Annotated in this window: 25 protein-coding genes; 14 read left to right on the forward strand and 11 right to left on the reverse strand. The window is 70.8% G+C overall.

Going from position 1 to position 25,083, the window contains the following annotated elements; all coding sequences use genetic code 11:
• Position 1 precedes the first annotated feature (1 nt).
• The 6 genes from rpmF to smc all read left to right on the forward strand — a co-directional run bounded on the left by rpmF (position 2) and on the right by smc (position 6,560).
• A complete protein-coding gene (gene rpmF / locus AW271_RS39080; protein ID WP_030456611.1) occupies positions 2 to 181 on the forward strand; it encodes a 50S ribosomal protein L32 in 180 nt (59 codons plus the stop codon).
• Between the two features lie 227 nt (positions 182 to 408).
• Positions 409 to 1,161, forward strand: a complete 753-nt coding sequence (gene rnc, locus AW271_RS32565; protein WP_157554863.1) for a ribonuclease III — start codon at positions 409 to 411, stop codon at positions 1,159 to 1,161.
• Positions 1,161 to 2,018 carry a bifunctional DNA-formamidopyrimidine glycosylase/DNA-(apurinic or apyrimidinic site) lyase gene (gene mutM, locus AW271_RS32570; protein ID WP_062341442.1) on the forward strand — a complete coding sequence of 286 codons (858 nt, stop codon included), beginning with the start codon at positions 1,161 to 1,163 and terminating at the stop codon, positions 2,016 to 2,018. Before rnc ends, mutM begins: the two co-directional genes overlap by 1 nt.
• On the forward strand, positions 2,012 to 2,281 hold the full coding sequence (locus tag AW271_RS32575; RefSeq protein WP_062341443.1) for an acylphosphatase: 270 nt from the start codon (positions 2,012 to 2,014) through the stop codon (positions 2,279 to 2,281). Before mutM ends, AW271_RS32575 begins: the two co-directional genes overlap by 7 nt.
• Before the next feature lie 189 nt (positions 2,282 to 2,470).
• Complete coding sequence (locus AW271_RS39085) at positions 2,471 to 2,665, forward strand: hypothetical protein (protein ID WP_083974639.1); 195 nt, start codon at positions 2,471 to 2,473, stop codon at positions 2,663 to 2,665.
• Between the two features lie 205 nt (positions 2,666 to 2,870).
• Entirely contained in the window at positions 2,871 to 6,560 is a 3,690-nt protein-coding gene (smc, locus tag AW271_RS32580) for a chromosome segregation protein SMC (protein ID WP_062341444.1), read from the forward strand.
• Positions 6,561 to 6,567: 7 nt separating this feature from the next.
• Here smc and AW271_RS32585 read toward each other — a convergent pair whose 3' ends face one another.
• Positions 6,568 to 7,791 (reverse strand): hypothetical protein, encoded by a 1,224-nt coding sequence (locus tag AW271_RS32585; protein WP_157554865.1) that lies wholly within the window; start codon positions 7,789 to 7,791, stop codon positions 6,568 to 6,570.
• Positions 7,791 to 8,297, reverse strand: a complete 507-nt coding sequence (locus tag AW271_RS32590; protein ID WP_062341446.1) for a SigE family RNA polymerase sigma factor — start codon at positions 8,295 to 8,297, stop codon at positions 7,791 to 7,793. The genes AW271_RS32585 and AW271_RS32590 overlap by 1 nt, the downstream gene beginning before the upstream one ends.
• Positions 8,298 to 8,430: 133 nt before the next feature.
• Here AW271_RS32590 and ftsY point away from each other — a divergent pair, with 133 nt between their 5' ends.
• Complete coding sequence (ftsY, locus tag AW271_RS32595) at positions 8,431 to 9,582, forward strand: signal recognition particle-docking protein FtsY (protein ID WP_062341447.1); 1,152 nt, start codon at positions 8,431 to 8,433, stop codon at positions 9,580 to 9,582.
• Between the two features lie 83 nt (positions 9,583 to 9,665).
• Positions 9,666 to 10,052 (forward strand): beta/gamma crystallin-related protein, encoded by a 387-nt coding sequence (locus tag AW271_RS32600; protein ID WP_083977571.1) that lies wholly within the window; start codon positions 9,666 to 9,668, stop codon positions 10,050 to 10,052.
• Here the strand turns inward: AW271_RS32600 and AW271_RS32605 are convergent.
• Both AW271_RS32605 and AW271_RS32610 read right to left on the reverse strand, forming a co-directional pair.
• Positions 10,049 to 10,552: a DUF6461 domain-containing protein gene (locus tag AW271_RS32605; protein ID WP_062341449.1), complete on the reverse strand. Its 504-nt coding sequence runs from the start codon at positions 10,550 to 10,552 to the stop codon at positions 10,049 to 10,051. The two genes, AW271_RS32600 and AW271_RS32605, sit on opposite strands and share 4 nt — an antisense overlap.
• A gap of 19 nt (positions 10,553 to 10,571) precedes the next feature.
• On the reverse strand, positions 10,572 to 11,642 hold the full coding sequence (locus tag AW271_RS32610) for a PLP-dependent cysteine synthase family protein (RefSeq protein ID WP_062341450.1): 1,071 nt from the start codon (positions 11,640 to 11,642) through the stop codon (positions 10,572 to 10,574).
• Positions 11,643 to 11,869: 227 nt separating this feature from the next.
• Between AW271_RS32610 and AW271_RS32615 the strand changes: the two genes are divergently transcribed.
• Complete coding sequence (locus AW271_RS32615) at positions 11,870 to 12,457, forward strand: sigma-70 family RNA polymerase sigma factor (protein ID WP_062341451.1); 588 nt, start codon at positions 11,870 to 11,872, stop codon at positions 12,455 to 12,457.
• An 8-nt stretch (positions 12,458 to 12,465) separates the two neighbouring features.
• On the opposite strand, the gene AW271_RS32620 is transcribed toward AW271_RS32615, so the two are convergent.
• Both AW271_RS32620 and AW271_RS32625 read right to left on the reverse strand, forming a co-directional pair.
• Complete coding sequence (locus tag AW271_RS32620) at positions 12,466 to 12,795, reverse strand: YciI family protein (protein ID WP_062341452.1); 330 nt, start codon at positions 12,793 to 12,795, stop codon at positions 12,466 to 12,468.
• A gap of 59 nt (positions 12,796 to 12,854) precedes the next feature.
• The gene (locus AW271_RS32625) at positions 12,855 to 13,907 is read right to left on the reverse strand and encodes a sensor histidine kinase (protein WP_083977573.1); all 1,053 of its coding nucleotides are present in this window, start codon (positions 13,905 to 13,907) and stop codon (positions 12,855 to 12,857) included.
• Positions 13,908 to 14,032: 125 nt separating this feature from the next.
• Here AW271_RS32625 and AW271_RS32630 point away from each other — a divergent pair, with 125 nt between their 5' ends.
• From AW271_RS32630 to AW271_RS32640, 3 genes are read left to right on the forward strand one after another with little or no spacing between them, the layout of a single operon-like run.
• Positions 14,033 to 14,296: a hypothetical protein gene (locus AW271_RS32630; RefSeq protein WP_232320237.1), complete on the forward strand. Its 264-nt coding sequence runs from the start codon at positions 14,033 to 14,035 to the stop codon at positions 14,294 to 14,296.
• Between the two features lie 28 nt (positions 14,297 to 14,324).
• On the forward strand, positions 14,325 to 15,092 hold the full coding sequence (locus AW271_RS32635) for a polysaccharide deacetylase family protein (protein WP_245653315.1): 768 nt from the start codon (positions 14,325 to 14,327) through the stop codon (positions 15,090 to 15,092).
• A gap of 9 nt (positions 15,093 to 15,101) precedes the next feature.
• Positions 15,102 to 15,725: a DUF2461 domain-containing protein gene (locus AW271_RS32640; protein WP_062341455.1), complete on the forward strand. Its 624-nt coding sequence runs from the start codon at positions 15,102 to 15,104 to the stop codon at positions 15,723 to 15,725.
• A 138-nt stretch (positions 15,726 to 15,863) separates the two neighbouring features.
• Here AW271_RS32640 and AW271_RS32645 read toward each other — a convergent pair whose 3' ends face one another.
• Entirely contained in the window at positions 15,864 to 16,490 is a 627-nt protein-coding gene (locus tag AW271_RS32645; RefSeq protein WP_062341456.1) for a superoxide dismutase family protein, read from the reverse strand.
• 93 nt (positions 16,491 to 16,583) lie between these two features.
• A complete protein-coding gene (typA, locus tag AW271_RS32650) occupies positions 16,584 to 18,437 on the reverse strand; it encodes a translational GTPase TypA (protein WP_062341457.1) in 1,854 nt (617 codons plus the stop codon).
• Positions 18,438 to 18,606: 169 nt separating this feature from the next.
• Between typA and AW271_RS32655 the strand changes: the two genes are divergently transcribed.
• Positions 18,607 to 19,362, forward strand: a complete 756-nt coding sequence (locus AW271_RS32655) for an alpha/beta hydrolase (RefSeq protein ID WP_245653316.1) — start codon at positions 18,607 to 18,609, stop codon at positions 19,360 to 19,362.
• Positions 19,363 to 19,429: 67 nt separating this feature from the next.
• Here the strand turns inward: AW271_RS32655 and AW271_RS32660 are convergent, their stop codons facing one another.
• A complete protein-coding gene (locus tag AW271_RS32660) occupies positions 19,430 to 20,866 on the reverse strand; it encodes an aldehyde dehydrogenase (RefSeq protein WP_062341531.1) in 1,437 nt (478 codons plus the stop codon).
• Between the two features lie 203 nt (positions 20,867 to 21,069).
• Here AW271_RS32660 and AW271_RS32665 point away from each other — a divergent pair, with 203 nt between their 5' ends.
• Complete coding sequence (locus AW271_RS32665) at positions 21,070 to 21,948, forward strand: coiled-coil domain-containing protein (protein WP_062341458.1); 879 nt, start codon at positions 21,070 to 21,072, stop codon at positions 21,946 to 21,948.
• Here the strand turns inward: AW271_RS32665 and AW271_RS32670 are convergent.
• Together AW271_RS32670 and AW271_RS32675 are read right to left on the reverse strand one after the other, a co-directional pair.
• Positions 21,937 to 23,784, reverse strand: a complete 1,848-nt coding sequence (locus tag AW271_RS32670; protein WP_062341459.1) for a WD40 repeat domain-containing protein — start codon at positions 23,782 to 23,784, stop codon at positions 21,937 to 21,939. The genes AW271_RS32665 and AW271_RS32670 overlap by 12 nt on opposite strands.
• Positions 23,777 to 25,024, reverse strand: a complete 1,248-nt coding sequence (locus tag AW271_RS32675; protein WP_062341460.1) for a GH1 family beta-glucosidase — start codon at positions 25,022 to 25,024, stop codon at positions 23,777 to 23,779. Before AW271_RS32675 ends, AW271_RS32670 begins: the two co-directional genes overlap by 8 nt.
• Positions 25,025 to 25,083 lie beyond the last annotated feature (59 nt).

Below are 25,083 nucleotides of genomic sequence, written 5' to 3' on the forward strand. Positions count from 1 at the left end.
CGTGGCCGTTCCCAAGAGGAAGATGTCGCGGGCCAACACGCGCGCCCGCAGGTCCCAGTGGAAGACCAGCGCGGTCGCTCTCGTGAGCTGCCCGCAGTGCCGTTCCCCCAAGCGCCCCCACATGGCCTGTGGCGAGTGCGGTACCTACAACCGCCGCCAGGTCATCGAGCCCAACGCCTAGATCCGGCGTGACTCCTTCGCCGGCCGGGATCGTCAAACGACCCCGGTCGGCGTTATTTTGCTCCACAGACGCGTCAATTCGGGCGCGTCTCCACAGCGCGGTGGCGGTCGTGCCCGCGGTCGTGGTGGACGCCGGGTTCAACCCGGCGTCCACCACGCCTTCGGGGCTTCGCCAGAAGTTCACTCCTGCCACCGTGCGGGCGATTCGCCATGCACAGGAGGAACTTCATGATCGGTAAGCCCGTCGCCGTCGAGATCGTCCGGGACGAACTGGAGACCGTGCTCCAGGTCCGGCTCGACGTGGCGATCCTGGAACGCGCCCTGACCCACCGCTCTTACGCCTACGAGAACGGCGGGCTGCCCACCAACGAGCGCCTGGAGTTCCTGGGCGACTCGGTGCTGGGGCTCGTGGTCACCGACACGCTCTACCGCGACCACCCCGACCTGCCCGAGGGCCAGCTGGCCAAGCTCCGGGCGGCCGTGGTCAACATGCGCGCCCTGGCCGACGTCGCCCGCTCGCTCGGCATGGGCCGCTACCTGCGGCTGGGCCGGGGCGAGGAGGGCACCGGCGGCCGCGACAAGTCGTCGATCCTGGCCGACACGCTGGAGGCCCTGATCGGCACCGTGTACGTCGACAAGGGCCTCGACGAGGCGTTCCGGGTCGTCCACACGCTCTTCGACCCGCTGATCAAGCGGTCGGCGTCGCTGGGCGCCGGGCTCGACTGGAAGACCTCGCTGCAGGAGCTGACCGCCTCCGAGGTGCTCGGCGTGCCCGAGTACCACGTCGAGGAGTCGGGCCCCGACCACGCCAAGTCGTTCGTGGCGACGGTCCGGGTCGGCGGGCAGGACTACGGCAAGGGCGCCGGACGGTCGAAGAAGGAGGCCGAGCAGCAGGCCGCCGAGGCCGCCTGGACGGCCATCCGCGCGATGCGCGACGCCCGTGAGGCCGCCGCCGCTGCCGCGGCGGGCCAGGCCGTCTGATGCCCGAACTTCCGGAGGTCGAGGTCGTCCGGCGCGGCCTCGACGTCTGGGTGTCGGGCCGCACGATCGAGTCGGCCGAGGTGCTGCACACGCGGGCGGTCCGCCGGCACGAGGGCGTGCTGTCCGACCAGCTCAAGGGCCGCCGCGTCGAGTCGGCCGACCGGCGCGGCAAGTACCTGTGGCTGCCGCTCGACGACGGCGCCGCCCTGATGGCCCATCTGGGCATGAGCGGCCAGGTGCTGATGCTGCCGAAGGGGTCGCCCGACGAGAAGCACCTGCGGGTCAGGGTGACCTTCACCGACGACGGGCCCGAGATGCGCTTCGTCGACCAGCGCACGTTCGGCCATCTCATGATCACCCAGCTGACGGCGGCGTGGGGGCGTACCGTCCCGATGCCGATCGCGCACATCGCCCCCGACCCGCTGGAGGACGCCTTCGACGAGGCGGCCTTTACGGCAGCTCTGAAAAAGCGAAAAACCGGAATAAAGCGGGCGCTTCTTGACCAGAGCCTGATCAGCGGCGTGGGGAACATCTACGCCGACGAGGCCCTCTGGCGGGCGAAACTGCACTGGGCCCGCGCGACCGAGACCCTGACCAGGCCGAAGATCTCCGAACTCCTTGCCGCCGCCCGTGCGGTCATGACCGAAGCGCTCGGCCAGGGGGGTACATCGTTCGACAGCCTGTATGTGAACGTGAACGGCGAATCGGGCTACTTCGACCGGTCACTCAACGTGTACGGCCGCCGCGACGAACCCTGCCCGAGATGTGGCACGCCGATCCGGAGAGACCCATTCATGAACCGCAGCAGCTACTCGTGCCCCACCTGCCAGCCGCGTCCGAGGAACGGACGATGGTGAGGCTCACCGCGTGGGTGCGCGGGCGGGTGCAGGGCGTGGGTTTCCGCTGGTGGACGCGGGCGCGGGCGCTGGAGCTCGGTTTGACGGGCTGGGCGCTCAACCTGGGCGACGGGCGGGTCGAGGTGGTGGCGGAGGGTCCCAGAGACGCCTGTGAGCGCCTCCTGGAGCGTCTGAGAGGCTCTGACACGCCCGGACATGTCTTAGGAGTGTCTGAGCGCTGGTCGGACGTCAAGGGCGGTTTGGTGGGGTTCGTGGAGCGCTAGCTCTTCCCTTAAACCGCCCAAATGAGGTATATTTACATGTCGACAGTGTCCAACGGCTGATCCTTACGAGGCGTTCAACTTGACCGACTTCGCAGCCGGTGCGACTCTTGGACAAGAACCACGCGCACCCCTCCCGCGGCTTGAAGTGCGCGAACCAGTCTGGTCACTCAGCGTGGAGGACCCTTAACCATGGCTAAGGCTCTACTCGGCCACGTCGGCGGTCCTGATCCTCGAATGGTCTCGGAAATGCGTCGCCTCCAGCAGCGCATCCGTGATCTGGAGGCAGAACTCACCCGACTCCAGGAACAGAACGAGGCCCTTGCGGCGCAAACTCGTGACGAAGACCTGGTCAGGCTGCAGGATCGCGAGCCGGCTCTCACCTGAGAGACCGGGTTTTCACGAGAATCAAATTGCAAGGGGCGCCTCGTAGGGGCGTCCCTCGTCATTTCTCTCTGAGGCAGATTCCAAGGCGCGCGAACCACAGCCGGCCTTCGGCCGTCCGCGTCTCGCTTTGGGTTCCCTGACGGCTTTCCCGGGAAGCAGGCGATAGTCTTCCCCGGTACTGTCGGCGCAGGGAGGGACTCCTGAGGTGTACCTGAAGACCCTCACCCTGCGCGGCTTCAAGTCGTTCGCGTCCGCGACGAAACTCCAGTTCGAGCCCGGCATCACCTGTGTGGTCGGGCCCAACGGGTCGGGCAAGTCCAACGTCGTCGACGCCCTCGCGTGGGTGATGGGCGAGCACAGCGCCAAGTCGCTGCGCGGCGGCAAGATGGAAGACGTCATCTTCGCGGGCACCTCCTCACGGCCGCCGCTCGGGCGTGCCGAGGTCACCCTGACGATCGACAACACCGACGGCGCGTTGCCGATCGAATACTCCGAGGTGACGATCAGCCGCCTCATGTTCCGGTCGGGCCAGAGCGAATACGCGATCAACGGCGACACCTGCCGCCTGCTCGACATCCAGGAACTGCTGTCCGACTCCGGCATCGGCCGGGAGATGCACGTCATCGTCGGCCAGGGCCAGCTCGACCAGGTGCTGCACGCCGGTCCCGAGGAGCGCAGGGCGTTCATCGAGGAGGCCGCCGGCGTCCTCAAGCACCGCAAGCGCAAGGAGAAGGCGCTCCGCAAGCTCGACGCGATGCAGGCCAACCTCACCCGTGTCCAGGACCTCGCGACCGAGCTCCGGCGTCAGCTCAAGCCGCTGGGCCGCCAGGCCGAGATCGCCCGCAAGGCCGCCGTCATCCAGGCCGACCTGCGCGACGCCCGCCTGCGGCTGCTGGCCGACGACGTGGTCTCCCTGCGCGACACGCTGGAGCGTGAGGCGGCCGACGAGGCGGCCGTACAGGCCCGGCGGTCGCAGGTCGAACAGGGGCTCAACGAGAACCAGGAGCGCGAGGCCGCGCTGGAGGCCGCCGCGGCCGAGGCCCAGCCCCGGCTGACCGTGGCCCAGGAGACCTTCTACGCCCTGTCGGCGCTGCGCGAGCGGCTGCGCTCGGTCGAGAACCTGGCGGCCGAGCGGGAGCGCCACGCGACCGACGCGGCCTCGATCGAGCGGCGCGGGCGCGACCCCGAGGAGTTCGAGCGCGAGGCCGCCGAGATCCGCGAGAAGGAGCGGGTGCTCCAGGAGGCGCTCGACGAGGCCCAGATGCGCCTCGAAGCGGCCGTCGACGCCCGGAGCGAGGCCGAAGAGGCCCTGGCCGGTGAGGAGCGGCGGTTGTCGATCGCCGCCCGGGCCGCCGCCGACCGCCGTGAGTCCCTCGCGCGGTTGCGCGGCCAGGCCGAGTCGGCCCGGGGACGGGTGCGGGCCGCCGACGACGAGATCGGCCGGCTGGAGGCCGCCGTCCGGCAGGCGAAGGAACGTGCCGCCCAGGCGCAGGGCGATCTGGAGGCCCAGGCGGTCGCCGAACCCGCCACCGATCCCGAGGTCGCCGCCGAGCTGGCCGTCGCCGCGGAGGGCGTCGAGCTCGCCCGCGCCGAGGTCGAGGTGGCCCGCGAGGCCGCCGACGAGGCCAAGGCCACTGTCGATGAAGCCCGCGCCGCGCTGGCGGGCCCCCGAGCGGCCCTGTCGGCCGCGTCTTCGGGGGTCTCGGCCGCCCGTACGGCCGATCAGGAGGCCCAGAAGGCCGTCACCGCGCTGGAGGCCCGGCGGGAGGCGCTCGGGCTGAGCCTGTCGGGAGGGGCCGACGGCACCGCCCTGCTGGCCGACGGCGGCCACGCGCCGCTGGCCGCCGTGATGAGCGTGCGGGCGGGCGCCGAGACCGCGATCGCCTCCGTGCTCGGGCCGCTGGCCGAGGCGGTGACGGTGGGGTCGATCGAGATCGCGCTCGACTCCCTCGAACTGCTCCGCGCCAAGGAGACCGGCCGCACCTCCCTGGTCATCGGCGCGGCCCCCGCGGTCAACCGGCCCGCCGGGACCTTCGAGTGGGCCGCCGACCTGGTCGAGGTCCCCGCCGAGCTGCGGCCCGCCCTCGAACACCTCCTGTACGGCGTCGTCGTCGCCCCCGACCTCGACGCCGCCCGCACGATCGTCGCCGCGCGCCCCGACCTGCGGGCGGTCACCCGCGACGGCGACCTCCTCGGGGCCCACACCGCCCAGGGCGGTTCGGGCGGCGGCTCGGTCCTCCAGGTCCGGGCCGCGCTCGACCAGGCGGGAGCCGACCTCGACCAGGCCCGCGCGGCGGGAGAAGAGACCGCGTTCGCCCTGGAGGAGGCCCACGAGGCCGAGGCCGCCGCCCAGGAGGCCCTCGAAGCGGCCCAGGGCGCGGTGGCAGAGGCGCAGGCCCAGCAGTCGGCCGCCCAGAACGGCGTCAACGCCGCCCGCTCCCGCCTCGACCAGGCGCAGGCGGCCCTCGACCGGGCCCGGGGCCGGCAACGCGCCGCCGACCAGCGCCTCGCCGACGCCGCCAAGCAGCTCGCCCGCCTCGAAGCCAACGTCAAGGCGGCCCTCGACGAGGCCGAGCGCCTCCAGGGCTCGGTGACCTTCGCCGAAGAGGGCCGCGAGCTGGCCCGCGAGGAGTCCCTCACGCTGGAGGAACGCCTCGCCGAGGCCGAGTTCGCCGCCGAGCTGGAGTCGGAGCCCACCACCGAGGAACGCGACCGCCTGGCCGCCACGGTCGGCGTCACCCGGCAGGCCGAGATGGAGGCCCGCCTGACGGTCCGCACCGCCGAGGAGCGGGTCCGCGGCATCGCCGGCCGGGCCGACGGCCTGATGCGCGCCGCCCAGCGCGAACGCGACGACCGCGCCCAGGCCGCCGCCCAGCGCGCCCGGCGCCGCCGCCAGGCCACCGTCGCCGCGAGCGTGGTCAGGGCCGCCCGGGTCGCCCTCCACTCCCTTGAGGCGTCGATCATGCGGGCCGCCGCCGAACGCGACGAGCTCACCGTCGCCAGGGAGGCCGTCGACGCCGAGCTCAAGACGGTCCGGATCAGGGTCCGCGAGCTCGGCTCCGAACTCGACAAGCTGGTCAACCGCGCCCACGGCAGCGAGATGGCCCGCACCGAGCAGCGCCTGCGCCTCGAACAGCTCGAGGAGCGCGCCGTCGAGGAGTACGGCGTCGAGTCGGAGGCCCTGATCGCCGAATACGGCCCGAAGGCGCTCGTCCCTGGCGACCCTCCGGTGCCCTACGTACGCGAGGAGCAGGAGAAGCGGGCCCGGATCGCCGACAAGCAGATGCAGCAGCTCGGCAAGGTCAACCCGCTGGCCCTGGAGGAGTTCGCCGCCCTGGAGGAACGCCACACGTTCCTCACCTCCCAGCTCGAAGACCTCAAGAAGACCCGCCGCGACCTGCTCCTCGTCGTCAAAGAGGTCGACGACCGGGTCGAGCAGGTGTTCTCGGCGGCGTACGAAGACGTCCAGCGCGAGTTCGCGACCATCTTCGAGCGGGTCTTCCCCGGCGGTGAGGGCCGGCTGCTGCTGACCGACCCGACCGACATGCTGACCACCGGCGTCGAGGTCGAGGCCCGCCCGCCCGGCAAGAAGGTCAAGCGCCTGTCCCTGCTGTCGGGCGGCGAGCGGTCGCTGACGGCGGTGGCCTTCCTAGTGGCCATCTTCAAGGCCCGCCCGTCGCCCTTCTACGTGATGGACGAGGTCGAGGCCGCCCTCGACGACACCAACACCCAGCGCCTGCTGACCCTCTTCGAGGAGCTGCGGCAGAACTCCCAGCTGATCGTCATCACCCACCAGAAACGCACCATGGAGATCGCCGACGCGCTGTACGGCGTCTCGATGCGCGGCGACGGCGTCACCCAGGTCGTCAGCCAGCGGCTGCGCGAGAACGCCTGACTTCGCGTCAGTCGATCGCCTTGAGGTTCACCAGCCACGACACCGCCGGGTCGGCGCTCCTCCCGTAGACCAGCTCGTCGCCGACGCCCACGCTTTCGGGCACCTCGATGAGGTGGTCGAGGGTGATCACCTGATTCCGCTCGGGGTCGTAGAAGCGGTGGCGGACATCGGTGATCAGCTTGCCGCCGTGGGCCAGCCACGAGTATCCCGTCAGGGGTGACTCCCGGAACCCCGTGCCGTCCACCCGCTGGATGTAGGTCCGCATCGACAGCAGGCCGGGCTCCCGCAGGTCCGTCGGCGCCTGCCCCGTGTCCACGTAGTAGCCGCCATACGGGTTGTCGGGATCGATCGGCGTGAGCGTGGGCTGCGCCCTCGTGGCGGTGCACCATTCCGGGCCGCAGGCGGTCAGACCCTTTCCGTCGGCCGGGGTGACCCAGAGATTGTTCGCGGTCATCAGGTTGGTGAGGATTCCCGGGGACCCCCGCATGAGTTCGGTGGACATCAGCCACGGCCACACGGCCATCGCCGGGCGGTTCGTGCCCTCCATGCTGAAGTTGAAGATCGCTTCCGACGGGCTGCCGTCGAGGGGGACGTCCACGACGGACCCGAACCCGCCCAGCCAGACGACCTTTCCGTCATCGATGGCCATGAGGGTGGGCAGCGCCCCCTTCCCCAGATCGTCCAGGCGGCGGGCGGGCCCGCCCGGCAACGGGGTCTGCCACAGTTCCGTGCCGCTCAGCCAGGCGGCGGTCTGGCCGTCGGTCGTCACGACGGTCGGGGACGCGGCCGCCGGGTCGAGGGCGGTGACGGTCGTGATCACGCCGGTCGCCGTGTCGAGGAGGTCCATGCGGGTCGCCGTCCCGCCCTCCGGGCCGGTGAGCAGCAGCGTCCGGGTCGCGTCGACCGCCAGCAGAGGCGTGTACGTCAGCCCGTCGGCCGATCGTGTGGGGAACCGCGTGACCGCGCCCGGCCAGGCCTCCTCGGCGGTGACGATGGCCGGCGACGGGTCGCCGACCGGGGGAGGGTCGGCCCGCAGCCGGCCCGTGACCAGCGTCGACCCGGCGATCACGGCGATGACGGCGGCGGCCGCCAGCACCGCTTGGGCGCGGCGGCGGGTCCGGGCGCGGCGGCGGCGGGCCACGCCGGTAAGCAGGTCGTCGGCGGACGGGAGGACGAGGGCGTCGGCGGCCCTGAGCGTCCGGATGAGGCGGGACTCCATGGTCTCGGGCATCACACGCTCCCCAGGTCGGGAATGGGCAGGCCGGGTTCGGCGCGCAGCCGGGCCAGGCCCCGGGCGGCCAGGCTGCGGACCGTGTTGCGGGAGACGCCGATCCGGGCGGCGATGTCCTCGTCGGAGAGGTCCTCGTAGTAGCGCAGGACCAGGACGGCCCGCTGGCGCGGGGACAGGGCCGCCAGCAGCCGCCACGTGCCCGCGTCACCCGACAGCCGTTCGATGTCGGCGTCGCGGTAGGACGACTCCGGCACCTCGGCCACCAGGCGTTCCCGGCGTGATCGCCGCCAGCGGCTGATGTGGAGGCGGACCATCGTGACGCGGACGAAGCCCTCCGGGTCGTCCTTCGACCTGACCCGGGGCCACGCGTCGCTCAGGCGCAGCAGGGCCTCCTGGACGAGGTCGGCGCCGTCGTCCCGGTTCCCGGTCAGCACGAAGCCGTAGCGGAGGAGCGCGAGACCCCGTACATGAACGAACTCCTCGAAGCCGGTCGGCTGGTCGTCCATCTCGTACCTCCCCGTTCATCCCAGGGACGCGTGTCGCGGGCGATCTGTTGCGGTTCGTCGCGGCGGCGGGGAGAGAGCGGCCTGACGTGCCGGAGGCACGGCGACGGGCGCCCCTCTGGAAGACTGACGTTTTGTGGATGGGTACATCGGCATCATCGCGATCATCATCGTCGTCATACTCCTGGGCATAGGCACCACCGCCCTGCTCGTACGGCCGAGGTCGAAGACGACCCTGCCGCCGCCCCCTGCCCCGACCCCGCAGGCCCCCGCGCCGCCGGTCGAGGAGGAGGTCGCCGAGACGGTGGCGCCTCCGGCCGTTCCGGTCGAGGAGCTGGTCAAGCCGCCGGAGGTGGAGGTCCCGCCGCCGTCGGCGGGGCGGATGGTCCGGCTGCGCGCCCGGCTGGCCCGCTCGCAGACCACGCTGGGCCGGGGCCTGCTCGAACTGCTGTCGCGCGACCGGCTCGACGACGACGTGTGGGACGAGATCGAGGAGACCCTGATCACGGCCGACGTCGGCGTCGCGCCGACCCGGGCCATGGTCGAAGACCTGAAGACGAAGGTGAAGGTCCTCGGCAGCCGTACGCCCACCGAGGTCCGCGCCCTGCTGCGCGCCGAGCTGCTCACCCAGATCGACCCCGGCCTCGACCGGACCCTCCACACCTCCGCCCCCGGCGAGCGCCCGGCGGTCCTGCTGGTCGTCGGCGTGAACGGCACCGGCAAGACCACCACCACCGGCAAGCTGGCCCGCTCCCTGATCGGCGACGGCAAGTCGGTCGTCCTGGGCGCGGCCGACACCTTCCGCGCGGCGGCCGCCGACCAGCTCCAGACGTGGGGCGACCGCGTCGGGGCCCCCGTGGTGCGCGGCCCCGAGGCCGGCGACCCGGCGTCGGTCGCCTTCGACGCCGTGGCGCGGGGCATCGCCGACAAGGCCGACGTGGTGATCGTCGACACGGCCGGGCGGCTGCACACCAAGACCGGCCTGATGGACGAGCTCGGCAAGGTCAAGCGCGTCATCGAGAAGAAGGCCCAGGTCGACGAGGTCCTGCTGGTCCTCGACGCGACGACCGGGCAGAACGGCATGCGGCAGGCGCAGGTGTTCGGCGAGGTCGTGAACATCACCGGCATCGCGCTGACCAAGCTCGACGGCACGGCCAAGGGCGGCATCGTGATCTCGGTGCAGCGGGAGCTGGGCGTACCGGTGAAGCTGGTCGGCCTGGGCGAGGGCCCCGACGACCTGGCGCCGTTCGACCCGGAGGTCTTCGTCGACGCCCTGCTGGGCGACTGAGCCTCTAAGAGCATTCCAAGGAAAGCACAAGGTCGTTTTCGGAAGATGCCTCCTGAGTCCGAAGGACACGGGAGGCGTTTTTCATGCGAAGACTCATGCTCACACTCGCCGCAGGAGCGGTCGTCCTGGGATCGGCGGCCGGTCCGGTGCGGGCCGAACCGATCGGCATCCCCTATCTGGTCATGTTCCACGACGAGTACTTCCGGGGGCGGCAGATCGTCGTCACGCAGGCCACGTCGCATCTCGACGGCGACAGCGACGAGGCCAGTTCCGTCATCAACAATGACGGCGTCGCCTGGGTGCTCTACGACGACGAGTCCTACGGCGACCGCAGGTACTGCGTCCGGCCGGGGGAGTCGGTGCTCGACCTGGGGGACGACCGCTGGAAGTTCAACGACAAGATCACCTCGGCGCTGCCGCTGAAGTCGGCGGGGTGCGGGACCTTCCCGCCCTTCCACGGCAACGGCTAGGGGTTGTTCCGGTCGCGGGGCAGCCGGACCCCCGTCGCCCGGTCGGCCAAAGCCAGGGCGCGGGCGGCGTGGTCGGCGGGGAAGTCGACCGACTCGCCCGTCAGGTGGAGGCGCAGGTCTTCGACCTCGGCCCTGAGCCGGTCGGGGTCGAGACCCTCGCGCAGCTCGTAGGAGAAGAGGCTGAACCCGGTCACCAGGCGGCCGTTCTCGCAGTAGGTGAAGCGGTCGCTGTTCACGGTCACCTCGACCAGGGCCGCCGCCGTCCCCGCCGACAGGCGGGCGGTCAGTTCGCGGGGGTGCAGCTCGCTGAGGCCGCCGAAGAACACGACCGTTCCCCCCTCGGCCGGGGTCGCGTAGAGCTCCTTCTCGGGTGTCAGGCGGGCGAGGGCCTCGTCGGGCGATACGCCGCGCACGAATGCGACCTCCAGCCACGTCTCGCCCGCGTCGTCGGTGGAGTCGCGGGAGAGCCACGTGTAGGTGCGGGCGGTCGCCTTCCTCATCCGGCGATCATGGCAGACGTCACCGGCGGAAGAGGCTCCGGAACTCCTCCAGGGCCGGGGCGATGTCGATGCCGTTCTTCCGCAACCACGCGTCCTTCTCGTACGTCCCCTTGTAGCGGCTGGCGCTGTCGCAGATCAGCGTCACGACGCTGCCCCTGATGCCGTGGCTGCGCATCTCGCGGATGATCTCCATGGCGGCCGCCACGCTGGTGCCGGTCGAGGCGCCCACCTGGTGGTGGGTGACCTCGTTGACCCAGCGCATCGCGGCGATCGAGGTCGCGTCGGGCACCGAGGTCATGCGGTCGATGACCATCGGCAGGAACGACGGCTCCACGCGGGGGCGGCCGATGCCCTCGATGCGGGAGGGCGTGCCGGGATGCGCGGCTCCCGTCACCCACGACGGGTAGAACGACGAGCCCTCGGGGTCGGCCACGCACAACCGGGTCGAGTGGCGGCGGTAGCGGATATAGCGGCCGATGGTGGCGGAGGTGCCGCCGGTGCCGGCGCCGACCACGATCCAGGCCGGGATGGGGAACCGCTCCATCGCCATCTGCTCGTAGACGCTCTCGGCGATGTTGTTGTTGCCGCGCCAGTCGGTGGCCCGTTCGGCGTAGGTGAACTGGTCCATGTAGTGCCCGCCGGTCTCCAGGGCCAGGCGGGCCGACTCTTCGTAGATCTTCCCCGGGTCGTCCACGAGATGGCACTTGCCGCCGTAGAACTCGATGATCTCCCGTTTCTCGGGAGAAGTGGTGGCTGGGATCACCGCGATGAAGGGCAGACCCAGGAGCCTGGCGAAGTACGCCTCACTGACCGCGGTCGAGCCCGAGGACGCCTCGATGATCGTGGTGCTGGGGCCGATCCAGCCGTTCGACAGGCCGTAGAGGAAGAGGGAGCGGGCCAGCCGGTGTTTGAGTGAACCGGTCGGGTGGACCGACTCGTCTTTCAGGTAGAGGTCCACGCCCCACGAGGGCGGGAGGGGAAAGACGTGGAGATGGGTGTCGCAACTGCGGTTGGCGTCGGCCTCGACAGCGCGGATGGCGTCGTTCACCCAGGTCCGCGTGGCGGGGTCGTGCCGGTCCACGTGTTTCATGTGGCCCACTGTAGTGAGTGTGGTTTGACATATTTTACGCCGGTTAGGGGGTTCGGTGTTACGATAATGAGACCTGTCCGGCTTGCGTGTGACCGATGCCACGCCCGCCGATGCGCCGCCTAACGCCCGACTTACGGGCCGGTTGAAACGATGACGACGGGATCCGCCCAACCCGCATGGATCACATTCGGACGGGTAACGGGGGAGAGTTCAGCAGGGGGGATGACATGATCTCGATGACCGACGAGCAGCGTCAGGCCTGGTTCGAGCGCGACGTCGTGCCGGTGACCAGCCAGCTCTACGCGTCAGCCATGCGACTCACCCGCAACCCGGCCGACGCCGAAGACCTCGTGCAGGAGACGGTGACCAAGGCGTTCACCTCCTACCACCAGTTCCGCGAGGGCACCAACCTCAAGGCGTGGCTGCACCGCATCCTCACCAACAACTTCATCAACGACTACCGCAAGAAGCAGCGCTCGCCGAAGCTCTCGGCCGCCGAGGAGATCGAAGACTGGCAGCTCGCCGCCGCCGAGTCGCACACCTCGACGGGGCTGCGCTCGGCCGAGAACGAGGCGCTCGACTCGCTGCCCGACAACGTCGTGATGAACGCCCTGCGCTCGCTGCCCGAGGAGTTCCGGGTGGCCGTCTACCTCGCCGACGTCGAGGGCTTCGCCTACAAGGAGATCGCCGACCGGATGGGCACCCCCATCGGGACCGTGATGTCGCGCCTGCACCGGGGCCGCCGTCAGCTGCGCGGCATGCTGGAGGGCTACGCCCGCGAGGAAGGCGTGGTCAAAGAGGCGATAGCCGCCTGAGCCGGCCGTCAGGAGAGCGGGTCGTACTGGAACGCCCGCACCTCCTGGGGGCAGCGGCAGGAGGCCGCGATCTTCTGCGCCCATTCGAGCGCCGCCTCATGTGAGGGCAGGTCGAGCACGGTGTAGCCGCCGTCGAGCCGCGTGGTGCCGCCGGTGACCGTGCCGTCGGGGGCCACGAGGACGGGATCGACCTCCTCGTCGATTCCGCCGCCGAAGACGTACACCCCGGCGTCCTTCGCCTCCTGGATGACGGCGCGGGCCTCGCGGACCACGTCGGGGAACTCCTCCTCGGTGAGGACCATGGCGGCGCTGGGGAACGAGATGAGGAAATGCGTCATCCCCCGATGATGTCCCGCCCCACCGACATTTCGGTCGGGAGAGGGGGAACTGGATCCCGTCACGCCATCGCCATGTGCAGGCGGATCCGCGACTCCCGTCCCGTCGTCTGGACCTCCATCAGGTCGCACAACTGGCGGCTGATCCACAGGCCGTAACCCCGGAGCGACTCCTGTTCCGGCGGGATGTAGCCCGGGAACTCGACCTCGATGCCGCCCCCGTCGGGGTTGGTGATCTCGCAGACCAGGTCGGTGCCGGCCGTCCAGATCGTGACGGTCCCGTGGCCGGCGCCGTGTTCGACCGCGTTGGCGGCGATCTCGGACGCCGCCAGGACCAGGGAGCCGGCCGCGTCGTCGCTCAGGCCCGCCTCGGTGGCGGTGGTGCGGACGAACGACCGCATGGCCCGTACGGTCGGCAGGTCGAACTCCATCACCCTCGCGCCGTCGGGCGGGGCGGGAAAGGGCGGCGGATCCCAGTTCATGCGCTGCGGCGGGACGTACCCGCCGCTGCGGTGTTCCCCGGCCATGTCGAGGTAGCGCGGGTGGGTGCGCAGGGCCTCCTCGGCGGGGCGGCGGTAGACGCACAACGCCGCGCCCTTCAGGGAGGCGCAGACGATGTTGACGATCGCCTCCACCCTGGCCCACTCGGCCGCGTCGCGCGGCGAGCGCCACGTGGGCTCGCCGACGAACAACGACGGGCCGCCCCGGCGGGCGTAGTCGAAGTATTCGGCCAGGACGCGGGCCGGATGGCCGTACCAGTCCTGGCTCCTGATGGAGCGGATGCGGGAGGCGTCGGCGCCCAGATGAGCGCGGACCAGGTCGAGGTTCTCCTCCGGAGCCACGAACAGGATGCGGTCGCCCCGCCGCAACCCGTCGATGAGGGCCGGCAGCACCAGCCGGAGGTATTCCTCACTCGTCCCATATGGCACAGCAAGGTGCGTGAAGGCCACCGCACCGCGACTTCCCCGTTCGGCCTGCACGGGGATGAACGTAACAAGCGTCGTGCGTCGTGACAATGCGTCAGGAAGCGACAATAAACCGAATACAGCAGGAACTTCCCGGGACGCGCAACCTTGGGGGGAATACGCCTGCGTGATGACGGGATGGAGTCCCATGATTACTCCATGCCGTTGCAACGCGGTGTCCCAAATTTGGGTACATCCACCAATGTGCGCGTCTCGTCCTGGAGGTTGCCCCGGTGAGTGAGTCTCGCGCAGCTATACAAAAACTGCATTCGGACTTGATCGAACTCGGCGTGAACGGCGCCTACGAGCTGGGCGACGACGCTACGCTCTGTGTGTGGATCGGCCTGGTGGTCGTCTATCGCGATGGCTGTTTCCGCTGGTGGGAAGGTGCCTCCCGATGTCGGCACCCGGGAGATGATCCGCGCGGGTGCGCCGTCCGGGTGGCCCGGCGGCACGCCGGGTTGATCAAGGAAGTGCCGCCCTGGTGGGAGGACCAGAACGAGGTCCTGCGGGGGGAAGCCGTGGACGACCATCCATAACCCCCATCGAGTCTGGGGGGACGAATACATGCGGGGATTTCTGCGGCTGCTGGCGGTCACCGTCTGTGTCATGGTGAACACGCCGCCGGTACACGCGAGCCCCGACCCCGACCTGCTGAACCGCAAGCTCACGCTCGCGCAGCCCGACTTCCCCCGCACCCACTTCCCGCCGATCAGGCAGGTCGACTGCGCCAAGGCCAAGTGCGTCGCGCTCACCTTCGACGACGGGCCCGGCGCCGAGACCGGCAAGGTGCTCAACCACCTGGCCCGCCACCAGGCCAGGGCCACCTTCTACGTGCTCGGCAAACTGGTCACGCCCGAGTCGGCGCCGCTGCTGAAGCGCATGGTCGCCGAGGGCCACGAGCTGGGCAACCACTCCTGGGACCACGCCATGCTCTCCGGCCTGTCGCGCCACGGCGTCGACCGGCAGCTGGCCCGCACCCAGCAGGTCGTCCGGAAGATGGCCGGCGTCCGCATGCGGACCATGCGCCCGCCCTACGGCGCGACCAGCAAGATGGTCGGCGAGGTCAGCAAGGTCCACGGGCTGGCTCAGATCATCTGGAGCGTCGACACGCAGGACTGGCTGGTCCGCAAGCCCGACCGCATCGTGCGGCGGTCGGCGTCGGCCAAGCCCGGCGAGGTGATCCTGCTGCACGACATCCACGAGTCGACCGTCCGGTCGGTGCCGCGCCTGCTCGACGCGCTCGACAAGAAGGGGTTCGTGTACGTCACCATCAGCGAGCTCTTCGGCGAGATGACCCCGGGCCGGAAGTACTTCGACAACCGGCCTCAATAAAGTAGGGCAATGGCATTCACCGGGTTCCCCGACGAGGCGCTGCTGTTCTACGAAGGGCTGATCGCCGACAACAGCAAGGCCTACTGGACCGCCAACAAGCACCTCTACGACAGCGCCGTCAAAGCCCCGATGCAGGAGCTGATGGCCGAACTGGCGGACGAGTTCGGCGAGCCCCACGTGTTCCGTCCCTACCGCGACGTGCGGTTCTCCAAGGACAAGACGCCCTACAAGGACCACCAGGGCGCCTACGTGGCCAAGCTCGACGGCGTCGGCTACTACGTCCAGGTCGACGCCGACGGCCTCTACGTGGCCGGCGGCTGGTGGGCGTCGGGCGAGATGACCCACCGCTTCCGCGCGGCCGTCGACCACGACGACCACGGCGGCGAGCTGGAGAAGATCGTGGCCGAGCTGCCGGGCCGTTACGCGATCGAGGGTGACCGAGTGAAGACGCGCCCCCGTGGCGTCTCCCTCGATCACCCCCGGATCGAGCTGATGAAGCACCGGACTCTCTACGCGGGTCACCGCTTCGAGCCCGACCCCTGGTTCCACACCGCCGAGGTGACCCAGCGGGTGCGCGCCGCGTGGCGCGAGCTCACCCCGCTGGTCGACTGGTTGCGCGTACGGCTGAGCTAGCCGATCACGATGACGAGGAGGGCGATCAACGCCCAGGCGCCCACGAGCGCCATGTAGGTTGCCCCGCTGACGATTCTCATGGTCCGAGGATCGCGCCGGCAGCTTGTGACTGACTTGCAGTTCAATCAGTGGGTTCGATCATCGCAACACGCCGCAGGCCACCCGTCCGCCCGCGTCGCCGGTGCGCAGCGTGGCGGCGTCGGCCGCGCCGTAGCGCTCGGGGAGGTGGGCGAGGTTGTCGGGCAGCGCGTGCACGACGAACGCGGCCCCGTCGGCGTCGGTCAGCTTGCCGATCCGGAACCGGTCGGTGATGAACGACGCGGCGGCCACGCCGTCTTCGCCGGCCAGCAGCGGCGGCAGGTCGCCCGCGTGGTCGCCGTGGTTGTGCGGCGCGACCGGCAGGGGCAGGACGGTCGTGTCGGGCTCGGCGGCGTTCCTGGCGACGTCGAGATGGCCGCCGGCGGAGAAGAAGGGGGTCGCCTGGCCGGTCGCCGCGTCGACCGCCTTGGGGTCGCAGACCCCCGTGGTGTGCACGTGGAACCCGTGGAAGCCCGGAGCCAGCCCTCTGACCTGGACCCCCACCCGGACCTTGGTGACGCCTCTGCGCTGCACCACGACGGTGCCCACGCGGGTGCCGGCGGCGTCGTGGAGCGCGATCGAGCGGCCCCGGCTCCAGGGCCCGGCCTCGGCGACCGTCGTGGCCCCGATGACGCCGACACCCGTGAGCAGCGCTCCGGCGAGCGCGAGATGAACCTTGCCCGGCATGCGAGCCTCCCCCTCAGATCACAACTCTGCGTGACTAGGCAAGCACAGAGGGTGGAGGCTCGCACGGAGAAAGGCCGAAGCGGCCCTCTCGAGTTAGTTGGCGCGCTTGGCCCGCGCGGCGGTCCGGCCACGCGTGGAGGCGTCGAGCACGACCTTGCGGATGCGCACCGTCTCGGGGGTGATCTCGACGCACTCGTCGTCGCGGATGAACTCGAGCGCCTGCTCCAGCGACAGCTGGCGCGGCGGGATGAGCGTCTCGGTGACGTCGGCGGTCGAGGACCGCATGTTGGTGAGCTTCTTCTCCTTGGTGATGTTGACGTCCATGTCGTCGCTGCGCGAGTTCTCACCGACGATCATGCCTTCGTACACCTCGGTGCCGGGGGCGACGAACAGCACGCCGCGCTCCTGGAGGTTGGTCATCGCGAACGCGGTGACCGGGCCCGAGCGGTCGGCGACCAGCGAGCCGTTGTTGCGGGTGCGCAGCTCGCCGAACCACGGCTCGTAGGCCTCGAAGACGTGGTGGACGAGGCCGGTGCCGCGGGTCTCGGTGAGGAACTCGGTGCGGAAGCCGATCAGGCCGCGGGCCGGGACGATGAACTCCATCCGGATCCAGCCGGTGCCGTGGTTGGTCATGTGCTCCATGCGGCCCTTGCGGACGGCCAGGAGCTGGGTGATCGCGCCCAGGTACTCCTCGGGGCAGTCGACGGTGAGGCGCTCGACGGGCTCGTGGCGCTTGCCGTCGATCTCCTTGGTGACCACCTGGGGCTTGCCGACGGTCAGCTCGTAGCCCTCGCGGCGCATCTGCTCGACCAGGATGGCCAGCGCGAGCTCGCCGCGGCCCTGGACCTCCCACGAGTCGGGCCGCTCGGTCGGCAGGATGCGCAGCGACACGTTGCCGACGAGCTCCTTGTCGAGGCGGTCCTTGACCATGCGGGCGGTGACCTTGCTGCCCTTGACCCGGCCGACCAGCGGCGAGGTGTTGGTGCCGATGGTCATCGAGATCGCCGGCTCGTCGACCGTGATCAGCGGCAGCGGGCGCGGGTCTTCGGGGTCGGCGAGGGTCTCGCCGATCATGATGTCGGGGATGCCGGCGATGGCGATGATGTCGCCGGGGCCCGCCGAGTCGGCCGGCTTGCGCTCCAGCGCGTCGGTCATCAGCAGCTCGGTGATCTTCACCCGCTGGATCGAGCCGTCGGTGCGGCACCAGGCCACCTGCTGGCCCTTCTTGATCTCGCCCTGGTGGATCCGGCACAACGCGATGCGGCCCAGGTAGCTGGACGCGTCGAGGTTGGTGACGTGGGCCTGGAGCGGGGCGACCGGGTCGTAGACCGGGGCCGGGATCGTCTTGAAGATCGTCTCGAACAGCGGCTCGAGGTTCTCCTCGTCGGGCATGCCGCCGTCGGCCGGGCGGGTCAGCGAGGCGCGGCCGGCCTTGGCCGAGGCGTAGACGATCGGGAAGTCGATCTGGTCCTCGGTGGCGTCGAGGTCCATGAAGAGCTCGTAGACCTCGTCGACGACCTCGGCGATGCGGGCGTCGGGGCGGTCGACCTTGTTGATGCACAGGATGACCGGCATCTTGGCCGACAGGGCCTTGCGGAGCACGAAGCGGGTCTGGGGCAGCGGGCCCTCGGAGGCGTCGACCAGCAGGACCACGCCGTCGACCATGGACAGGCCGCGCTCGACCTCGCCGCCGAAGTCGGCGTGGCCGGGCGTGTCGATGATGTTGAGGGTGACACCGCCGTGCTTCACGGCGGTGTTCTTCGCGAGGATGGTGATGCCCTTCTCGCGCTCGAGGTCGTTGGAGTCCATGACGCGGTCGTCGACGTCCTGATTGGCGCGGAACGCCCCGGACTGCCACAGCATGGCGTCGACGAGCGTCGTCTTGCCATGGTCGACGTGCGCGATGATCGCGAGGTTCCGCAGGTCGTCGCGGCTGTTCATAGGCATAGTTGAGTCTCGCTCTGGTCGTCGGGGCGGTGCCGCGTCTCGCTCCCGATCGGGAGACGCGTTCGGCCGCGCAAAGGCGCGACCTTCCCATTTTAGTTGATCGCCATTACCGCTCCGAGCCTGCCGCCCGCAAGAGGGCGACAATTCACAGCGTCGTAATGTTGCCCCCATGATCTATGGGGCCATGTTGCGCACTCCTGACGGTGTCCGGATCGACGCGGCGCACCTGCCGGGCGACGGGGAACTCGGGATCGTGCTGGCCCACGGCTTCACCGGGACCTGGCGTTCCCCGGCCACCCGGCGGATCGCCGCCGCGCTCAACCGGCGCGCCGGGGTGGTCGCGTTCGACTTCCGGGGGCACGGCCGCTCGTCGGGGCTGAGCACCGTCGGCGACCTGGAGGTCCTCGACCTCGATGCGGCGGTACGCCACGCGCGCGCCCACTACGCCAAGGTGGTGACCGTCGGCTTCTCGATGGGGGCCGCCGTGGCGGTCCGGCACGCCGCGCTGAACCGGGGCGTCGACGCGGTCGTCTCGGTGAGCGGCCCGGCGCGGTGGTACTACCGGGGCACCCGGCCGATGCGGACGGTCCACTGGGCGATCGAGCGCAGGTCGGGCCGGCTGGCCGCCCGGCTGGCCAAGCGCACCCGGATCAAGGTCGGCACGTGGGACCCGATTCCGCTCGCCCCCTTCGAGGCCGTGCCGCTCGTCTCGCCGACGCCGCTGCTGGTCGTGCACGGCGACGCCGACGCCTTCTTCCCGCTGGAGCACGCCGAGCAGCTGTACGCCTGCGCGAACGAGCCGAAGGAGCTCTGGGTCGAGCCCGGTTTCGGGCACGCCGAGAACGCCGCGAGCGCCCATCTGATCCGGCGCATCGAAGAATGGATTTTCGCGCGAACCAAATCGGCTCAGGCGTCGTCTACATGAACGTGCGGGAGGGGCCCAGCGTCGCGGGGGCGCGTTGGGCACCCTCCCGGGTGACTCCGGAGACCTCCTAGCCCAGCCGGGCGATGCTCTTGTACTCCAGGTAGCCCGCCAGCCCCTCCGGCCCGAGTTCGCGGCCGATGCCGCTGGCCTTGTAGCCGCCGAACGGGGTGCCGCTCTCCAGCGGGTTCATCATGTTGACGCCGTAGGTGCCGGTGCGGACCTGGCGGGCGACGTCCATGCCGTGGTCGGCGTCGGCGGTCCACACGCTGCCCGACAGGCCGTAGTCGCTGTCGTTGGCGATCCTGATCGCGTCGGCCTCGTCGTCGTAGGGGATCACGGTCAGGACCGGGCCGAAGATCTCCTCGCGGGCGATCCGCATGTCGTTGGTGGCGTTGGCGAAGACCGTGGGGGCGACGTACCAGCCTCGGTCGTGGGGGCGGTCGAGGCCGCCGACCACCGCCTTGGCGCCCTCCTCCAGGCCGATGCGGATGTAGCCCTCGACCCGTTCCTGCTGGCGCTTGGCGACCATCGGGCCGATGCCGGTGGCCGGGTCGGCGGGGTCGCCGACCTGCTGCCCGGCGGCCATCTCGGCGACCGCCTGGACGACCTCGTCGTAGCGGTTGCGGCTGGCCAGGACCCGGGTCTGGGCCACGCACGCCTGGCCGCTGTTGAGCAGGGCGGCGATCGAGAACATGCCCATCGCCGAGGGCAGGTCGCAGTCGTCCAGGATGATCGCGGCCGACTTGCCGCCGAGCTCCAGGCTGACCCGCTTGAGCTGCTCGCCGCAGATCGAGGCGATGCGCCGCCCGGCGGCCGTCGAGCCGGTGAAGGCGACCTTGTCGATCCCGGGGTGGGAGACCAGGTGCTCGCCGGCCTCGCGCCCGGCGGCGACGATGTTGACCACGCCCGGCGGGATCTCCGCCTCGCGGATCACCTCGGCCAGGATGTAGCTGTCGAGCGGGGTCTCCGGCGCGGGCTTCACCACGACAGTGCAGCCGGCGAGCAGGGCGGGGGCCAGCTTGGTCATGATGACGAACTGCGGGACGTTCCACGGCACCACGGCCGCCACCACGCCCACCGGCTCGCGGCGGACGGTGACCGCGCCGAACATGCCCGGCCGCTGCTCCTCGACCTGGAAGGTCGTGCCGAGTTCGGCGTACCACTGGAGGACCCCGGTCGGCGGGCCGACCTGGCCGAAGTGGGAGAAGGTGATGGGGGAGCCCATCTCCAGGGTGATCAGGTCGGCGAGCTCGGCGGCGCGGGCCGCGTAGAGCCCGGCCAGGCGGCCCAGCGCCGCGGCCCGCTCGGCCATCGTCAGGCGCGGCCACGGGCCGTGGTCGAAGGCCTGCCGCGCGGCGGCGACGGCCCGGTCGAGGTCGGCCGGGGTGCCTTCCGGAACCCTGCCGACGACCTCCTCCGTGTGGGGGGAGACCACGTCGATCGTGCCGGTGCCCGCCGGGGGAACCCAGTCGCCGCCGATGAAGAGCGTCTCGTGCTGGATCATGGAATGCACCTCCATAAGGTCTGCCGCACCCGACCGAATCATGTTCTGTGAGCCCTTGGCAAGGATGGGACAGTCCTCGCGCATCATCTCGTCCCATACAAAATGGATGAATCTTCGCCAAAGGCGCATGGGTTCCCTGGTTCGGGTGGCGACCACCAAGATCGCCTTCTATAGTTTCGGTCCGACTGGGAGGGGAGGGGCACATGCGGCGGGCACTCGCGGCTCTCGTCGTCTCCGGTCTCCTGCTCTCTCTCTGCGTGTCGCCCTCGGCCGCCGAACCCGACCGGCAGGCCCGGCTGAACAAGCTGACCAAACAGGCCGCCGACCTCGAGAAGGCGTACCGGGGCGAGATCGCCACCCTCGACGACACCAAGAAGGCCGCGCAGAAGGCCGACTCCAAGGTCAAGAAGCTGCGGCGCGACCTCGGCGCGGCCGAGCGACGGGCGATCCAGTTCGCCCAGACCTCCTACATGGGCGGCGGCCTCGACACGGTCGGCATCTTCTCCATGTCGTCCGACCCCGGCGACGCGGCCACCCTCACCTACCTGTCGAGCGAGAAGGTCGAGCGGCTCGGCAACATCCGGCGTCTCGTCGACCGGCAGAAGCAGGCCGCGAAAGAGGCCGACCAGAAGATCGACGAGCTCGAGCGCGACATCAAGGAGCTGAAGGCCAAGCAGCGCGACGTCGAGAAGCTGCTCGCCAAGTTCGGCTTCCAGACCCCCGACGCGGGCAACGGCCTGACCGCCCGCATGGTCAGCATCCGCAACGCGATCATGGCCCAGTTCCCGATGCCCTACGGCATCGGCTGCCTGCGCCCCGGCGACTTCGGCGAACACGGCAAGGGCCGGGCCTGCGACTTCATGATGTCGAGCGGCGGCCGCATGGCCGGCGGCGCCGACAAGGCCCGCGGCGACGCCCTGCTGCAGTGGTGCATCACCAACGGCCGCGCCCTCGGCATCATGTACGTCATCTGGCAGCAGAAGTACTACGACATCCGCACCGGCGCCCCCGGCAAGATGATGGCCAACCGCGGCGGCGCGACCGCCAACCACTACGACCACGTCCACGTGTCAGTGCTCTGACGGTTCGAGCACCACGACCTCCCACGACATCCCGGCCACGAGTCTCCCGGCGGGGTGCCAGGCGAGCGCGGAGACCGGCCAGGGGAAGGTGACCGGCGGCGCGACCTCCTCACCCGTGCGCAGGTCCCACGTCCGGAGCGTGTGGTCCCATCCGCCGGAGACGGCCCGGCCGCCGCGCAGCGCCACCGCCGTCACCGCGCCCGCGTGCCCGCGCAGCCGTCTGCCCGCCCGTTCGCGCAGGTCCCAGACCCGCAGGTCGGCTCCGCCGACAAGGGCCGTGCGATCCTGTACGTCGATCGCGTGCGCCACTCCGGTCGGCAGCGCGCCCAGGGCCTCCTCGGTACGGAGATCGAAGAGCCGGGTGACGCCGTCTGCCCCGCACGCGAAGATCCGGCCCCCGCTGACGGTGAGCGCGTCGACGGCGCAGGGGGAGACGATCGACCGCGACGACCCGGTCGCCACGTCCCAGATCCCGATCATGCCGTCGAGCCCGCCGCTGACGACCGTGCCGTCCTCGGCGGCCAGTGCGTGGACGGGACCGGAGTGGCCTGCCAGCACGCGGCGTTCGCCGGTCTCCAGGTCGTGGACCCTGAGCGCGCCGTCCCGCCACCAGGAGGTGACCACGGCCCCGGGGACCGTGGTGACCGCCGAGACGCCGGGCGCCGAGAGCGCGTGCTTGAGCGGCGACGATTCGCCGTCGGCCAGGTTCTCGGCGGCGAGGAACATGCCCTCCTCCCACGCGTAGAAGACACCGTCCCCTGCGAGGGCGGCCGCCCCCACCCGGGGGTGGCCGGGCAGCGGCGTGCCGCGGAGGGTGCGCAGGTCCCAGACCCGCACCACGCCGTGGGAGGAGCAGGTCACGGCCTGATGGCCGACGGCGGCGACGGCCCGGCCCGCCTCGCCGAGGGTGCCCAGGTCCACGCCGGTGCGCAGGTTCCACACCCGGGTGCGCCGCCCGGGTGCGCCGCCGATCCCGACGGCCCGGCCGCCGACCTCGGCCGTCGCCAGGGTGGTCACGGGCTCGCGCCGGGGCCGGCCGCGCGGGGCGCCGGTGCGCAGGTCCCACAACCTGACCGTGTCGTCGTGCCCGGCGACCACGACGACCGGACGGCCCGCCACGTGGGCGACGGCCAGGGCGCGCGTATGGCCGCCCATCGGACCGCCGCAGGGCTCGCCGGTCCGCAGGTCGTAGACGCGCGTCGTGTCTCCTCCGACGACGACGCGTCGACGGCCGTCGACGCGGATCGTGGCGGCGGAGGTGTCGCCGGGATGGCCGATCCTCCGCCACGGCCCGCGTGGGCCGCGGATCCGCACCCGCCCCTGCTGGGCGAGCAGCAGATGCCATTTCCCCGCGTCCCGGACCGTCGCGGCCTGGCCGACGCCCCAGTGGCGCTCCCGGGTCGTCTCGCCGGTGCGCGGGTGCCAGGTGAACAGGTGGGCCCAGTCGGTGGCCACGACCACCTCGTCCATGACCGCGATCGAGCCGATGTCGTGGGCGTCGACCCGCTGTTCGCCCAGCGGCAGCCCGGTGCGCAGGTCCCAGGCGCGCAGCACCCCGTGGTCGGAGCCGGTGACGGCCACCGGCACGCCGTCCAGCAGGCCCGCCGCCACGGCGGTCACCGCGCCGGTCTGGTTGTTCCAGGGTGCGCGGACGTGCCGGTTCTCCTGGATCCCGGCGGACCGGACGATGCGCCAGCCGCCGCCGGGCTGCTCCGGCCGAACCGCCCCCAGGCGGGCGGCGTGCACGGCCGCCACCCAGGCGCGGATCTCGGGATCGGCGGCGGCGAAGCGCCCGTCCGAATAGCGGTCGAGCCACTCGTGGTGGAGGTCAGGCATCCCGGGCGATCCGCTCCCGATACCACCGGTACGACGCCTTCGGGGTCCGCGCGCCGGTCTCGAAGTCGACGTGCACCAGCCCGAAGCGCTGGTGGTAGCCCTCGGCCCACTCGAAGTTGTCGAGCAGCGACCAGACGAAGTAGCCGCGCACGTCGGCGTCGGCGGCCAGCGCGGCGTCGATGTGGCCCTCCAGGTAGGCGATGCGCTCACGGTCGTCGAGGCCCTCGTAGGAGCAGCCGTTCTCGGTGACGTAGAGGGGCACGCCGTAGCGCCGGTGCAGGCCGGTGAGGAGTTCGCGCAGGCCGTCGGGCACGACCGGCCAGCCGAAGGCCGTGGTGGGGTGGCCCTCGACGCCCGCGTCGGTGAAGGGCAGCTCGGGCGACTGAGGCGCGGAGATCCGGGTCGGGTTGTAGTAGTTGACCCCCAGGCCGTCGATCGGCCGGCTGATGACCGCGAGGTCGCCGTCGCGCAGGCCCGCCATCGCGTCGAGGCCGAAGGCGCGCAGGTCGGGGTATTCGCCCCGGAAGACCGGGTCGTTGAACATGCGGTTGTGCAGGGTGTCGTAGGCGTCGGCGGCCGCCCGGTCCTCGGGGGAGTCCGAGGCGGCCCACACGGGGGTCAGGTTGTTGGTGATCAGGACCGTCCCGGCGCCGGCGGCGCGCAGCGCGTCGACGGCCAGGCCGTGGCCGAGGAGCTGGTGGTGGGCGGCGGGCAGGGCGTCCAGGAAGAGCGCCTGCCCGGGGGCGTGCACGCCCAGGGCGTGGCCGTAGACGGTGTGCACGAACGGCTCGTTCAGGGTGATCCACAGGCCGACGCGGTCGGCCAGCCGGTCGGCGACCAGCGCGGCGTAGTCGGCGAACCGGTAAGCCGTCTCGCGGTCGAGCCAGCCGGGCAGCGCCGCCGGCAGGTCCCAGTGGAAGAGCGTCAGGGCCGGGGTGACGCCGGCCGCCAGGAGGGCGTCGACCAGCCGTTCGTAGTGGTCGAGGCCCTTCGGGTTCGCCGGGCCGGTCCCGTCGGGCTGGACGCGGGACCAGGAGACCGAGAAGCGGTAGGCGTTCACGCCGAGTCCGGCCAGCAGGGCCACGTCGTCGGCCCAGCGGCGGTAGCTGTCGCAGGCGACCTCGGCCGTGTGGCCGTCGCGGATCGGGCCGAACGAGTCCCAGATCGACGGGCCCCGGCCGTCGTCCGACAACGCGCCCTCGATCTGGAAGGCGGCGGTGGCCGCGCCCCACAGGAACATCAGCGGTCCTCCCTAGAACATGAGTGCGACTCAGGTTAACTCGTTGGCAATCGAATCGG

The sequence above is a fragment of the Herbidospora sakaeratensis genome, assembly GCF_001570525.1.
In the GTDB taxonomy this organism is placed as follows: Bacteria; Actinomycetota; Actinomycetes; order Streptosporangiales; family Streptosporangiaceae; genus Herbidospora; species Herbidospora sakaeratensis.